At 39.9% G+C, this 13716-nt stretch carries 13 protein-coding genes; 6 read left to right on the top strand and 7 right to left on the bottom strand.

Annotation, left to right across the window (positions count from 1 at the left end; all coding sequences use genetic code 11):
• Positions 1–499: 499 nt before the first annotated feature.
• Positions 500–919 (top strand): DUF6157 family protein, encoded by a 420-nt coding sequence (locus HX021_RS15570; protein WP_286591386.1) that lies wholly within the window; start codon positions 500–502, stop codon positions 917–919.
• Between the two features lie 148 nt (positions 920–1067).
• Positions 1068–1292, top strand: coding sequence for a helix-turn-helix transcriptional regulator (locus HX021_RS15565; RefSeq protein ID WP_286591385.1), 225 nt, complete (start codon positions 1068–1070; stop codon positions 1290–1292).
• 23 nt (positions 1293–1315) lie between these two features.
• On the opposite strand, the gene HX021_RS15560 is transcribed toward HX021_RS15565, so the two are convergent.
• Positions 1316–1966, bottom strand: a complete 651-nt coding sequence (locus tag HX021_RS15560) for a DedA family protein (RefSeq protein WP_286591384.1) — start codon at positions 1964–1966, stop codon at positions 1316–1318.
• A gap of 381 nt (positions 1967–2347) precedes the next feature.
• Between HX021_RS15560 and HX021_RS15555 the strand changes: the two genes are divergently transcribed.
• Positions 2348–2818, top strand: coding sequence for an OsmC family protein (locus HX021_RS15555; RefSeq protein ID WP_286591383.1), 471 nt, complete (start codon positions 2348–2350; stop codon positions 2816–2818).
• On the opposite strand, the gene HX021_RS15550 is transcribed toward HX021_RS15555, so the two are convergent.
• A complete protein-coding gene (locus HX021_RS15550; RefSeq protein WP_286591382.1) occupies positions 2794–4590 on the bottom strand; it encodes a patatin-like phospholipase family protein in 1797 nt (598 codons plus the stop codon). The genes HX021_RS15555 and HX021_RS15550 overlap by 25 nt on opposite strands.
• A gap of 199 nt (positions 4591–4789) precedes the next feature.
• Between HX021_RS15550 and HX021_RS15545 the strand changes: the two genes are divergently transcribed.
• The gene (locus tag HX021_RS15545; protein WP_286591381.1) at positions 4790–6010 is read left to right on the top strand and encodes a TCR/Tet family MFS transporter; all 1221 of its coding nucleotides are present in this window, start codon (positions 4790–4792) and stop codon (positions 6008–6010) included.
• 8 nt (positions 6011–6018) lie between these two features.
• Here HX021_RS15545 and HX021_RS15540 read toward each other — a convergent pair whose 3' ends face one another.
• The 3 genes from HX021_RS15540 to HX021_RS15530 form a co-directional block, all read right to left on the bottom strand.
• Entirely contained in the window at positions 6019–6789 is a 771-nt protein-coding gene (locus HX021_RS15540; protein ID WP_286591380.1) for a nucleotidyltransferase domain-containing protein, read from the bottom strand.
• A gap of 153 nt (positions 6790–6942) precedes the next feature.
• The gene (locus HX021_RS15535; RefSeq protein ID WP_286591378.1) at positions 6943–7812 is read right to left on the bottom strand and encodes a pirin family protein; all 870 of its coding nucleotides are present in this window, start codon (positions 7810–7812) and stop codon (positions 6943–6945) included.
• A 220-nt stretch (positions 7813–8032) separates the two neighbouring features.
• The gene (locus HX021_RS15530) at positions 8033–9226 is read right to left on the bottom strand and encodes an MFS transporter (RefSeq protein ID WP_286591377.1); all 1194 of its coding nucleotides are present in this window, start codon (positions 9224–9226) and stop codon (positions 8033–8035) included.
• A 189-nt stretch (positions 9227–9415) separates the two neighbouring features.
• On the opposite strand from HX021_RS15530, the gene HX021_RS15525 reads away from it, so the two are divergent.
• A complete protein-coding gene (locus HX021_RS15525; RefSeq protein WP_286591376.1) occupies positions 9416–11011 on the top strand; it encodes a sulfatase family protein in 1596 nt (531 codons plus the stop codon).
• 56 nt (positions 11012–11067) lie between these two features.
• On the opposite strand, the gene HX021_RS15520 is transcribed toward HX021_RS15525, so the two are convergent.
• On the bottom strand, positions 11068–11865 hold the full coding sequence (locus HX021_RS15520) for a GIY-YIG nuclease family protein (protein WP_286591608.1): 798 nt from the start codon (positions 11863–11865) through the stop codon (positions 11068–11070).
• A 79-nt stretch (positions 11866–11944) separates the two neighbouring features.
• On the opposite strand from HX021_RS15520, the gene HX021_RS15515 reads away from it, so the two are divergent.
• A complete protein-coding gene (locus tag HX021_RS15515; RefSeq protein ID WP_286591375.1) occupies positions 11945–12238 on the top strand; it encodes a hypothetical protein in 294 nt (97 codons plus the stop codon).
• Positions 12239–12398: 160 nt separating this feature from the next.
• Here HX021_RS15515 and HX021_RS15510 read toward each other — a convergent pair whose 3' ends face one another.
• Positions 12399–13712, bottom strand: coding sequence for an efflux RND transporter periplasmic adaptor subunit (locus HX021_RS15510; protein ID WP_286591374.1), 1314 nt, complete (start codon positions 13710–13712; stop codon positions 12399–12401).
• Positions 13713–13716: the final 4 nt, after the last annotated feature.

Below are 13716 nucleotides of genomic sequence, written 5' to 3'. Positions count from 1 at the left end.
TCCTTCCTACAACTTCTGTGGCGATTTTCAACATTTTATTACACTAATCTGAAAAACAGTTGCTTGATCCGTACACTGTCAACTTGTCGTATTAGCAAACTCAACCACTGCTTATCAGCCGCTTTACACAACCGAAATTATGCTGTTTTTAGGTTAGTTTTGCTTCTATTGAATGATTACCATTTTCGAATCGATGGCCTTAACATCAGTTCAAAACACAATGATTTCATGTTGTTAATACGGGGGAACTTTGGTGTCCATAAAAAAGCCCTAGAGCGGGGAACTCTAGGGTCTTAGCCATATATTAACCTATTTTATGAAAAGTATTTGATGTATTAACGCTATAGTTTTTCAATTATTTTATTTAAATTGAAATATTTTTACAAAAACCCACAAATAACTGATAATCAATTGGATTTTTTTCAAAAAAAATATTAATTTACTATTATTAGGAAATGGGCATCTAAAGGATAAACAACCGGACATCAGAAAAATTGTTATGAAAATACACAGTACGAATTATTATGATACTTTTATAGAAGCCGCAGCAGACACCAAGACTTCTCTAGGAAGAATACCACCTCAAAAAGAGAAAAAAACTATAGCCGAAATGCAATATAAGCTTATTGCTGAACATCCCTACAAATACACCTCGGATGAGCTCCTCTTTCAGGTATATGCTGACCGCAATGCGCTTCCTCTATCCAAATATGAGTCTGCGAGGAAAGCTTTTTTTTCCAAAGGTCAAGCTTGTTTACGCGCTTCTCCCCTAACAAAGAATTATGGTTTTGGTATTCATAACGATCACGCTGGAAAAATAGCGTTATATGCAATAGAAACAGCAGAGTATGCTCGTTTTTTAAATGATCCTAAGATTACAAAAGTAAAAGCGATGAGATCAAGCAGGAAATCAATGTAGACATATCCAATACAAGCTTTGCTCCTCACTAACGAGTAAGCAAAATAACCAATCAGTGTTGATTTTAATAATATTTGAGTTGATTTTCAAAACCTTCGTGTTAGCCCTGTACGCTACCTTTGTATAACAATAACATCAAAGGTTCATCATGATTAATACGAGTCAAACGATACTGTCCCGAAAAGATGCAGACAATCATGCTTTGGTCAAGGAATTTACAAACATAAAGAAGGAACTGGTTACAACAGAAACACCAATGAAGAAATTAAGCCAGCTATTTGGTTTCAATTCACCTGCCATGCTGACCAAATTCGTCAAATCAACCACAGGTATCTCCCCAAGTAAATACAGAGCATTAAATTACGTTGAATAAGGCGCAATTATTTATCTGATCTCCTAGTCGACAAGTTTTACTTTATCTTTGGATGTAAAGGCCTTAATGATCACCGGAGCTGTAGCTATCAGAACGATCACCAGGATGACAAGTTCAAGGTTTTGCTGTACCCAAAGATTCTCGCCCAATAGATATCCCAATGTGACCAAACTCCCAGCCCATATCACCGCTCCAATAATATTGTAAACAATAAATTTTCTAAATTCCATGCCTACAATACCTGCTACGATCGGTGCAAAAGTGCGAACGATAGGAAGAAATCTAGCTAGAACAATTGCCCCACCACCTCTTTTTTCATAGAACTCCTGAGCTTTGAGAATATGGCTTTTTTTAAAAAACCAGCTATCTTCCATCTTCATGATCCTTTTCCCAAAAACTTTACCACACCAATAACCTACAAAATTACCCAGTATAGCTGCAATTGACACCATCAAAATCCAATAAATCAATGTAGGTATCTGCTCTGAAGCTCCGAGTGTCATATTGGAAACAATCATTCCCGCGATAAAAAGAATAGGATCACCTGGCAAGAAAAATCCAATCAGGATTCCAGTTTCAGCAAAGATGATAAACAATAACAGGTACAAACCTCCATGGGCAACAATCCAGTCCGGGCTACTGAGGTTATTTAAAAACTCAAAAAAAACATCCATTAATGCTGTCGAATAATACTATAAACAAATGTGCTCATCAACATATCCGGTTCAGTCAAATGACAAGTCGGATATCTCATAGTTATGCGATTGTGAACTACGGCTACAAGATAGAAAATCAACAGCAATTGCACACAATTTTTTATGACATATTTTAATCTCATGACGAAACTATGATCCATGCCAATGAAATATCCTATCCTTGGTTACAAGAGCCATCCTACCAGTAATAAAACCTCAGGATATAGAGTTCCTATTCTAATCGTTCCTTCATTTACTCACTATTAGCTTACTATCCTACAGTGACAAAAATAGAAAAATAACTTTCCTGCTTTGATGGATAAAAAGGTAATGAAATAAATATGTAGTTTTGAAATAAAAATGACTTTCAAACATCTTTTTAGAGCAGCACTCACCTGGACAAACAAAAAAGAGGCTGCCCACTTAGCAAGAAATACCTACAGCAAGAATCATTATATTTCCATTGATGGGAAAGAAGATCTACAGGTATCTGCTGCAAAAGCATTTAAGGGGGACCCTACGCTATATAATCCAGAAGACCTCCTTTTGAGTAGTCTCGTATCATGTCATATGATGTCGTACCTGTATGTATGTTCATTACATGATATTGAAATAATCACCTATATGGATCGTGCGGAGGCTGTCCTAGAAACCTATGCCAACGGTAGCGGTCATTTTCTCCATGTCCGGTTGAATCCAGCAGTCACCATCACTGACCCAAATAAAATAACACTGGCATTATCATTACATGCCAAGGCAAACCAACTTTGTTTTATCGCTAATTCTTGTAATTTCCCTGTAACGCACTATCCAACCTGCTCTTCAGCATAATGAGAGATCATCCAATTAGGCTGAATATTAAACTTGGCCCAATCTTCCAATAGCTGTGCTCGAAGTACCGGCCAGGATACATGCTTTGAATCATTGCGTAGAGCCACCCGTAGTAAATTGAAACACATGGTAGCCTGACCAGCAATCAACAAGCTTTCCTGAGCGTCATCTTTCAGGTGATAATCATCAAACCATAAGGTAGTTTCCATGGCTGCTGCCTGATCTATATATTTCCTTAAGATCGCACTGGGCTGCATAACATCCAATATCAACCTTGGATCATCAGCGTTGATCATGCTATTTTCTCTCTTGAGATCCGTTTTAAGTTCCTGTTGGAGCATGCGGTCATTTTTCGTAGACAAAAGGTAAACAGCTGTTACAGCAATCTGATTTTTGGGAATAGTGCCATCTGTATAGAGCTGTTCATAGCTTGCGCGTCGGATCTTCTTTAAAAAGATGGTATTAGCAAGTAAAAATATTGAATTTCCTCTTGCAACCAACATCTGTCCTAATTTACCAACGGGCAATTTCAGAAACTCAACGCTATACTTCCGAAGCATCATATTCCATGTCCCGGGCTTTTTTTCATTGTCACCCGCAGCAGCCTGATAATTGCTAATGAATTTTTGAATTTTCCCCAACCCGATCCTTAGGCTCAAGAACAAGAGTAACCCAAACGATGCGAAGCCAAGCAACATAGGCCATACCCATCCGGTAGATTCCCTTAAGATAAAATTCAGCGATAATAACAGCATACTCAGAAATAAGATCATCATCATAGACACAACAGCAATTGTGCTAGTGAATAAACTTGTTAGGTTTTGGTCTAACAACTTAGATTTTTTTTCCATGGGATAGGTAAATGGCTTCTTTAGATAATTGCTACTCACATCACAGGGGAAATAAAGATCATACGCGTAGCCTTTTGTCTTTCTAGCATCGGCAAGCCTAAATGAATAAATTCCTTGATTGTCATCGATCCCACCATCCATCAATGCGAACATGTCCAAATCATGGGCTGGCTTCTGAAAATTACCGGAGTAGTAATCTTTTGTTTTCACTGTTTCTGCCAACTCATTCCATTCTAGACTACCATCATTTGAATGATACGTGAAATCTCTTGGAAATACAATCGGCTCAAAGCCTGCCGGAAAACAGGAAGATGCGGCAAGGATATCCCCAAGTTTTATTTTTTTTATTGTATCAAAAGAAGTCTGGTGGCCCCTATTTAAATTGAGGTATTGGTTGCCAATACGCCCTTGTGTACTGAATCGAAAGTTCATTCCATTGTTTAGTTCCGTCGCATTGATACAAAGTTCATTAATGACTGGATGACTTGAATCAACGGGATCGACAAATAAACTTTCATAGGTTGCTCCTTTGAATAAGCACACATCATAGGCTACAGCCAGCGCATTGATCAAATTTCTATCCTTGTCAGGTCTGTCCGCCCAAGCCAGCTCATCATCAAGAATATTGAACGTTTGATCCATTAAGTTGCTTCCATGAGTCTGTTCCAATAGATGCCTATATATTTTCTGAAAAGAGGCTCCTTTTCTTTGCATGGAAAATAATCCAAGTGCGGTAATTGAACCTCCCGAAACGGCTGATATATAGCTTACCCTATCCAACATATAACCCTGTTCATATGGAAGTTGAGCCAGATAACTGCAACATCCCAGACTATAAGATGCGGCTCGAAATCCCCCGCCTGACAGGCTTAGGGCAATATGTTGAATTCCATTGGATAATGGTGAATTGTCTACTTTCATATGAGCTAGGTACAGATTGATCAACAAATGGGCTTACCACAGCCAGTTAATCAACTTGTGCACTGATGTTGGGACAGCCTACTTTGCTATGCGGTAAAAATACAATATCTCAGTAAAATTCTACCTGTTAAATTTATGATAAATTAAGTTTTTAAAATTCAGTTGAATTTTTTCAGGATTTATTTATTTTTAAGGCGTCATGGAAAATTCAAAGAAAAAGGCAGCTATTGGCTTCATATTTATCACGTTGTTAATCGATATCACCGGATGGGGGATCATCATTCCGGTCGTTCCGAAACTGATTGAAGAACTCATACATAGTGACATCAGTGAAGCTGCCAAGTATGGTGGTTGGCTTGGATTTGCCTATGCATTTACACAATTCATTTTTTCACCCGTTGTCGGTAACCTCAGTGATAAGTACGGTCGACGGCCCATTATTTTGATTTCTCTCTTTGGTTTTGCAGTGGACTATATCTTCCTTGCTTTAGCCCCCTCCATCGGCTGGCTATTTTTGGGGCGTGTCATCGCGGGGGTGACAGGAGCTAGCTTCACAACCGCCAGTGCTTATATTGCTGATATTTCTAACGATGAAGACAGAGCAAAAAATTTCGGACTCATAGGAGCAGCTTTTGGTCTCGGCTTTATTATAGGCCCAGTTATCGGTGGGTTACTAGGATATTATGGCGCTCGGGTTCCTTTTTATGCTGCTGCAGGACTATGCCTACTAAATTTTCTATATGGCTACTTTATCCTCCCGGAAAGCTTGGATCGAAACAAACGAAGAGCATTTAACTGGAAACGTGCCAATCCGATTGGATCGTTTCGATTTTTGGGAAAACACCCCGAGATCTCAGGACTCATCATTGCACTCATCTTAATTTATATCGCAGGGCATGCCGTACAGAGCAACTGGAACTTCTTTACGATGTATAAGTTTGATTGGACGGAACGAATGGTCGGCATATCACTTGGAGTTATCGGGCTCCTCATCGGCCTGGTACAAGGGGTACTGATCAGATGGACAACCCCTAGGCTTGGTGAGCATAAAAGTATTTATTATGGATTGATACTATATGCTTTGGGTTTATTGTTATTTGCCTTTGCTGATCAGGGATGGATGATGTTTGTTTTTCTCATCCCATACTGTCTAGGAGGAATCTGTGGACCAGCACTACAGTCGGTCATCACCAAGAACGTTCCTTCTAATGAACAAGGTGAACTTCAAGGCGCATTGACCAGTCTGATGAGTGCAACATCGATCATTGGCCCTCCGATGATGACCAATCTCTTTTATTATTTCACACACGATAAAGCACCTTTTAAGTTTTCAGGAGCTCCGTTTTTCCTTGCTTTTGTTCTGATGACTATGAGTGTCATAATTGTATACTCTGCCTTTCAGCGAAAAAACAAACAGTAGACGGTCGATTAAAATTCGTCAAAATAATCCATGACTCTTTGTTCGGTCTCTGTCTGCATGCATACTTGAGGGCCAAAAAGAGTTGTTCGCAGAATCCGATATAAACTGATCGTATTTTTTAGACTTTTCAATAAGGACTGTTTGTCGTAGTTGGGAATCGTACTTTTCAAAAATTCTAAATCGTCTACACTCAGCTCTGTTTCCACTTTTCGAACCCCACGAGGTAATCTATTATTCTTAAGCTGAAGCAATGGCCCAAGAACCAGCATACGCAAGAATCCAAAAAAATCAAGTGCTTCAAAATATTCACCCCGACCGATCTTTACCAGGGCATAGTGCACCCAAATCCAAAATCTATCTTCGATCCATTGAAAGTCTGGATGTGGAAATTCGGCCTTTGATTCCTTTAAAACCTCTTGCAACTCTCCTGTTTTGTCAAATAAAATCACCGGGTTCTCCACTCGTTGTGCCAATTCTACCAAAGTAAGGAATTTAAGGTCAACATGGAGCAGTGGTCTGTCGTAAAGGCAGATCAGTAATCGAGGTTCACCAACATGTTCGCCCGTAAAACCCGAAAGAAAATTACCCAGTTGTTTTGCATATTCCACCATTTTGTCTTTGTCATCAGTAATCCTCTGATCTGTCACTACAATTAGATCGACATCCGAAAACTCATCCAGCTGATTGTTCAGCCAAGAGCCTCCCACCAACAAACCAACGACATGATCGTTTCTTTCAAAAATTTGTTTTGCATGTTGCACAAACTCAAGTTGTTTCATAACCATGTTATAATTTGATCACCCTATAAAGATCTTATTTTTTTTCAAATCCATAGATATCTCCTCAAAAAGATGTCAAACAGCAATGCCCCGGTGTGCAATAAATAGCTCACAGGGGCATTGATTCAGTTCTTTCTGGGTAGTATACCTGAACTATTCCAAGGTTCCAAATTTGCCCGCTTGAAAATCTTCAAACGCTGCATATATTTCTTCTTGGGTATTCATGACAAAGGGGCCATAGCTGACGATAGGTTCGTCTATTGGTTCACCACTCAATAAAAGCATGACTGCTTTTTCATGAGCTTTTATGCTAATCTCTTCTCCATCGTTTGCAAAAAGGACAAAACTGTGTTCAGATGCTACCTGTCCATTTACCTCAACTTCTCCATTTACAACCAATAATGCCGTGTTATGGTTGCCGGGTACCGCAAATGCTGTTTGATGGCCTTGTTCAAGTTTAATATCAAATAGGTTTACAGGAGTGTATGTACTTGCCGGTCCGACCGTATTCTCAAATTTTCCAGCAATCACATTCACAATACCCGCATCTTTCGGAAGTACCACTTTCCCCATTTGATCAGCTGTGATCGCCTGATAATGTGCTGGGGTGGATTTGTCTTTAGCCGGCAAATTTACCCAGAGCTGGACCATTTCAAACGGACCACCTACTTTTGAAAATGTTTCTTCGTGATATTCTTTATGTAAAATACCTGCACCTGCGGTCATCCATTGCACATCTCCCGGATTAATCACACCGTGGTTGCCTGAACTATCATGATGTGCCACCCGACCTTTATAGGCAATAGTTACTGTCTCAAATCCTTTATGAGGATGCACATCGACACCCCGAATATGATCGGATGGTCCGAAATCAAATTCTGCATTAAAGTCCAATAAAAGAAAAGGGCTCATCCTTCTTTGTGAAATACCACCCCCAGGAATCATGTTAAATACCCGGAATCCGTCGCCCACCATACCTGGTTGAGCTGGACGTGGTGAAATTCTCTCGATTGACTTTTTCATGTTATAAATCTCCTTAAATATTTCTAATTTACTTTAGGTCAACAGCCCAATGAAAATAGATTGTTGATAAATCAAAGATACGACAAGCACAGGCCTACCGCCAACAACCTGGATTAACAAATAAACTTAATGTAGGTTAAGTTTATTTGTTTTAAGGTGCACAGCTCTCATAATCGAAATATTCGCGGTATGTTTTATTTGAACAGACAGCATAGGGATCTTAAGGTAAAATATCCGCTAATTGAGCTTTCTTATCTGGATAGTTAACTTTTTTATTCCGTTGAATATAAAATACGGAAATAACGATTCCTACCCCAGCCATTGCTGCACCTACTAGTGCCGGTGCCGTATAACCATAACCTTGATCAAGTGGAACTCCACCTAAAAAAGCGCCTAATGCATTTGCGATATTAAAACAGGCCGGACCTAAGGATGCCACAAGCATTTCAGCATCACTTTTTACAGAGTTTAGGAGAAGTAAAGTTAATGAAGGAACCAGAGCAAAAGTAGTCACTCCTGTAAGGAAAGTCATTAGTAAGGATAGCCATGCATTTTCAGACGTCATAAAAATCACCAGCATACATACAATTTGGAGCACCAACACAGTGATAACAATTACACTGGGTGAATAAGTGTCTGTTAGCTTCCCACCGATCAGGTTGCCCACAAACATCCCTAGGCCTGCCAATACCATAATATATGGCAAAAAACGGTCTGCAATACCCGAAACTTCACTCATCAAAGGTGCAATATAACTTATCCATGCAAAAAGTGCTCCCGGAGCAACCGAAAATATCAATACCATCAACCAAACATTACCATTACGAAAGATATTGAAATCCTTCCAGGGATTTTTCTTAGCCTGGTACTCCATGCGGGGCATCCACAATTTTAACGCCAGCATTGTCAGTAGTCCAATAAGGGCAATCAGCAAAAACGTATAACGCCATGAAAAATGATGTCCAATATATGTCCCTAGAGGCACTCCAAGCAAATTGGCTACAGTGAGTCCAGAGAACATTGTGGCAACCGCCTGAGCTTCCTTTCCTTTATCTGCCAGCCTGCTAGCAATAACCGATCCCACACCAAAAAATGCACCATGTGGCAAGCCCGAAATAAACCGTGATAGCAATAACAAATGATAATCTGGAGCAATGATCGACAAACCATTGAATAAAGTAAATAGGCCCATTAGCACTACCAGTGTCTTTACGGGTGAAAACCTATTCATGCCGACCACTAATAACGGAGCACCAACGACAACCCCAAGTGCATAGGCGCTAATCAGGTATCCAGCTTCGGGAATTGACACTTGTAGATCCTGTGCCACATCTGGTAACATACCCATCATACTGAATTCAGTCACTCCGATCCCCAATCCGCCCAATGCAAGAGAAAATAAACTCTTTTTCATATATAACTAAAATTATTAATAGTACAAATTTCTATCAGAAATATTAATTAAACAAATAAGTTAAATTGTACTCCCTATTACTAGAATAATAGATAAGCAGAAAATTATGGGATTATATTAAATTAAGACTTATATTAGAGGAAGAAGAAACAACCGATCAATGATCGTCTAAACCAGTACATCTTTAGAATGAAAATACACTGTATTACTGCATTGGCATTTTTGTGCTTAGCCTCATATATAACTCAAGCTCAAGGCAATAAGACAAAAAAGCGACCAAACATCGTATATATTATGAGTGATGACCACGGTTATCAGGCCATCAGTGCCTATGGCTATGGGTTAAATGAAACACCTCATATTGACCAATTAGCGAAAGAAGGAGCAATTTTTACGCGTGCCACAGTCACCAATTCACTCTGCGCCCCCAGCCGTGCAGTATTGTTGACGGGCAAACATAGTTACATCAACGGAAAAATTGACAATGAAGCTAAATTTGACTGGAATCAGGATAATTTCGCAAAGATCCTTCAGAAAAATGGTTATCAAACTGCCTTAATTGGTAAAATTCATATGGATGGCTTGCCTCAAGGATTCAATCACTCTGCGGTACTGATCGATCAGGGAGAATACTACAACCCTAATTTTATTATTAATGGGGTCAAACAGCAGATCAAGGGCTATGTTTCGGACCTTACTACAGATATGACCTTGGACTGGATTGCAAAGCGTGACACCAGCAAACCATTTTGTGTTCTTTACCATCAAAAGGCTCCCCATCGTGAATGGCTACCGGCACTGCGCCATATCCAAGCTTACACCGCTAAAACTTACAAGGAACCCCAAACCCTATTTGACAGCTATGATGAACGTGGTACAGCTGCCAAAACAGCCGAAATGAATATCCTTAAGCATATGAACTGGGCTGGAGACAATAAAGTCCCTCCGCCCCTAATGAATGAATTGGGGATCAAGGAATACCTGAGTTGGGACAAAGCCGCCTTCAATAATAATTTGGGCAGAATGACCACAGCAGAACGTGCTGCCTGGGATTCTGTCTATAATCCCATTATGGCAGATTTTAAAGAGAAGTATCCCCGGATGTCACAGAAAGACCTGATGCAATGGCGTTACCAGCGTTATATGCAAGATTACCTCGGCACCGTAGCTGCGGTGGACGATGGCGTAGGCCGCTTGTTGGATTTTTTGAAACAAAATGGACTGGACGAAAATACCATTGTCATTTATACTTCTGACCAAGGTTTTTATCTTGGTGAACATGGCTGGTTCGATAAGCGATTTATGTATGAGGAATCTTTAAGGACACCTTTGTTAATACGTTATCCAAAGGAAATCAAGGCCGGCCAATCATCCAAAGCTCTGGTACAAAACCTGGATTTTGCACCGACAATTTTGGACTATGCCGGAATAGAAATCCCAACAGATATGCAAGGTAAATCTTTTCGTGGTCTGTTAAACGGAAAGCAGCACAAATGGCGCGATGCGGTCTATTATACCTATTATGAATATCCATCAATCCATATGGTAAAAAGACATTACGGAATTCGCACTGATCGCTATAAGTTGATGCATTTCTATTACGATGTGGATGAATGGGAACTTTACGACCTAGAAAAGGACCCACAGGAAATGCATAATGTGTATAACTCACCTGCATATAGTAAGGTTCGCCAACAGATGCATAAAAAGCTCGAGGATGCTCGGGAATATTATAAAGATTCGGATGAAAAAAACAATAAATTCCTAGAAAGATTAAAAAAATAAAGAACTATATTACAATGTAATAAATAATTTTAATTACATTTTTGAATAATATAAAACTATAAAGGATGGAGCATAAAATGGCGCTTCAAAATTCGCCTTACATCCCGGTTATCCATTTTTGAGACAATCGCTTCTCGCTTTTTTTTCTTGCTACGGATCTGTTTAGCACAATATCCAAATCCCAGGTAACGACCATCCTGAAGATAAACAAGACCTTTTTCTTCGGGTGTTCTTCCCAAAAACTCCAAGAAGATCTCTCCAGTGGGTAATTCGGATGACACTGCAAATGCATTTACCCGTAAGTTATAGTCCTCAGGGGACTCTACTGCAATACAAGCTCCTTTACAAGCTTTCAGCATATATTGAAAACACGATTTTTTACTGTTATGGAGACCGTTGATCTTTTGACAAAGCTGATATTCTTCTGTTATCCGAAATAGCTGCTCTTTGCCTTCTTGATAGCTCGAAAATAACATCAATTCCTCTCGCTCAGGATCTAGGGATTCAATCTTTAACACCTGATAGCCCTGTGGGTTCAGGTGCAGATAAAGACCAAACCCGTAATGAGTCCGCCGTTGTGCACGATTATAAAGTGGCTGGTGTTTTTTGATTAGATCTGATTCATGCAGAAGCGCCAACAGTTCATGTCCCGTCAGTTCGAACGTCACTTTACTGGCAGCGCGTTGTATTTTACGTTCTTTAAAATCTGAACTTCTGAAATGCTGCAATAATCTCTTTCTGATATCAATGCTCTTGCCTACATAAATCAACATTCCATTGCTGTCATAAATATAATATACACCAACTGCTGAAGGAACGCCTTCCAGCATCTCGATCATCTCTTCTTTTGTCATCACAATAGCTTCACGGCTTACTATTCTACAAAGGTAGCTTTTTGAACAACAAAATAACAAGGTCAACTGTTCTAGCGATATGGAAAGACATTATACAAAAGGAAATACCATCTCCAAGGGAGACAATAGCCCGAAGGGCAGAAAAATAAGAAGATATGTAGTGAGCGAGATTATGCTCAACGGAAGACTTGTCGGTGTAGGAATCTACTACGAAGGTTCTGATGAACTCCGGGCAGCTGTCGTCATCAATGATCAGGGGCAGGGAGTGGAAATCAGAAACCTACATGATGAACATTATCCGGAAGCACAATCTGATGATGACCTCGCTTTTTTATGGCCAATTTACGAGACATTGGTTGTACCTAAACAATAAGATTGATACCTTCCAGCGGGTATAATATCTTTTCATCATATAACCCCAGCCTGTATCGTACCTACTTTTAAGGATGTACCCCATGAAATGATTCATGTAAGGGTACATCGACTAAAAAATAAATTTAGCATTTCACCATTTTCATCTTTCCAACAGCACCTTAATGCTCATGTCCACCAGTATTACTCATTTTTGCATTGATGAAGAAAGCCCCTTTGACGACAATTTTTGTATGGTCAGGAATTTCTTGTACTGGTGTGACAGCCGTGTATCCCATGGCAGAAACACCTTTTTGAACCTCTATTTTCTCAAAGTTGGTGTTCTTGCCTTGCTCCTCAGCATGCCTAGCAGCCTCCTGTTCATTTTGGTGTGCATGTTTAGCTTCTCCTTCATCATGAGCATGGCCATGGTCATCATGTCCAGCTCCATGTTCTTCGGGTGTTTTGTCTGTTTCAATAAAAATATAATACTTACCGTCAGCCTCAACGATGGCATCATTTGGTACCGCAGGGCTCGTAACATTATTAATACCAATCATTCCAGTGATATTCATACCATCAATCAATCCTACCTTACTTCCAATTACCGTGCTGTGTACAGCAATGGTCTTACTATCATTTTCAAAAGAAGAACCAATGGTAAATACTTTAGCCGAATACGTTTTATCGGGGTTATTGGTCAATTGAAAATTGATAATTTGTCCCACTTTGATCAATGGAAGGTCTTTTTCAAACACCTGAAGATCTAGATGCAATAAACTGTTATCGACAATCTCAATTACTGGAGAAGACACATCCACATAACTACCTATTTTTGCGATAACGTTGCTCACTGTTCCATTGATTGGGCTAGTTACAGTCAATGAGGTCTTTAGATTCGAAAGATTGACTGTATTGGGATTAATTCCCATCAGCTTAATCTGCTGTTGAAGTGATGCTTTGCGTGCGCGTAGGCCATTAAATTCTGCAGTAGCTGCCTGTAGGTTCTTCCTGGCCCCCGCATTTCCCTCATTCAGTTCCTGTTGTCTTCTCATCTCCTGTTCGGCAAGCGTGATTCTGCTTGCCAATGCCACATATTCCTCCTGGAGCTGCACAAACTGCGGATTTGTGATGGTTGCGATCACTTGTCCTTTGCGAACAATATCACCCAACTGAACATTTAACGTTTTGATGACCCCACCATAGAGTGTGGTTGCATTCGCTTTATTGTTGTTCGGAACACTCAACAGACCATTTGCCTTAATTGTTGCGGTCAGCTCTTTGTTTTCTATATTCCCAAAGGCGATCCCCACAGCTTTAATCTGCTGTCCACTTAGTGTGGCCACCGTCACTGGACCGTCCTTATGTCCTTCCTCTGTGTCACCTTTTGCCTCCTCCTTTTCGTGAGCATGGCCGTCGCCCTCCGAATGCTTAGCCCCACAGCCATAAAAAACTGTGATGAATGCGACTACAAAGAATATTTTGGAAATTTTCATTATT

Origin of the sequence: Sphingobacterium sp. N143, from assembly GCF_030325625.1 — a bacterium.
GTDB lineage: Bacteria > Bacteroidota > Bacteroidia > Sphingobacteriales > Sphingobacteriaceae > Sphingobacterium.
The sequence above is the reverse complement of the archived record's forward strand: the minus strand, read 5'-3'. Positions and strand labels throughout refer to the sequence as shown.

Coding starts and splice junctions, on each gene's coding strand:
- HX021_RS15510 (WP_286591374.1), bottom strand. CDS start 13,712: ATGAAAATTTCCAAAATATTCTTTGTAGTCGCATTCATCACAGTTTTT.
- HX021_RS15525 (WP_286591376.1), top strand. CDS start 9,416: ATGAAAATACACTGTATTACTGCATTGGCATTTTTGTGCTTAGCCTCA.
- HX021_RS15550 (WP_286591382.1), bottom strand. CDS start 4,590: ATGAAAGTAGACAATTCACCATTATCCAATGGAATTCAACATATTGCC.
- HX021_RS15560 (WP_286591384.1), bottom strand. CDS start 1,966: ATGGATGTTTTTTTTGAGTTTTTAAATAACCTCAGTAGCCCGGACTGG.
- HX021_RS15520 (WP_286591608.1), bottom strand. CDS start 11,865: ATGACAAAAGAAGAGATGATCGAGATGCTGGAAGGCGTTCCTTCAGCA.
- HX021_RS15530 (WP_286591377.1), bottom strand. CDS start 9,226: ATGAAAAAGAGTTTATTTTCTCTTGCATTGGGCGGATTGGGGATCGGA.
- HX021_RS15570 (WP_286591386.1), top strand. CDS start 500: ATGAAAATACACAGTACGAATTATTATGATACTTTTATAGAAGCCGCA.
- HX021_RS15545 (WP_286591381.1), top strand. CDS start 4,790: ATGGAAAATTCAAAGAAAAAGGCAGCTATTGGCTTCATATTTATCACG.
- HX021_RS15535 (WP_286591378.1), bottom strand. CDS start 7,812: ATGAAAAAGTCAATCGAGAGAATTTCACCACGTCCAGCTCAACCAGGT.
- HX021_RS15515 (WP_286591375.1), top strand. CDS start 11,945: ATGGAAAGACATTATACAAAAGGAAATACCATCTCCAAGGGAGACAAT.
- HX021_RS15540 (WP_286591380.1), bottom strand. CDS start 6,789: ATGAAACAACTTGAGTTTGTGCAACATGCAAAACAAATTTTTGAAAGA.
- HX021_RS15565 (WP_286591385.1), top strand. CDS start 1,068: ATGATTAATACGAGTCAAACGATACTGTCCCGAAAAGATGCAGACAAT.
- HX021_RS15555 (WP_286591383.1), top strand. CDS start 2,348: ATGACTTTCAAACATCTTTTTAGAGCAGCACTCACCTGGACAAACAAA.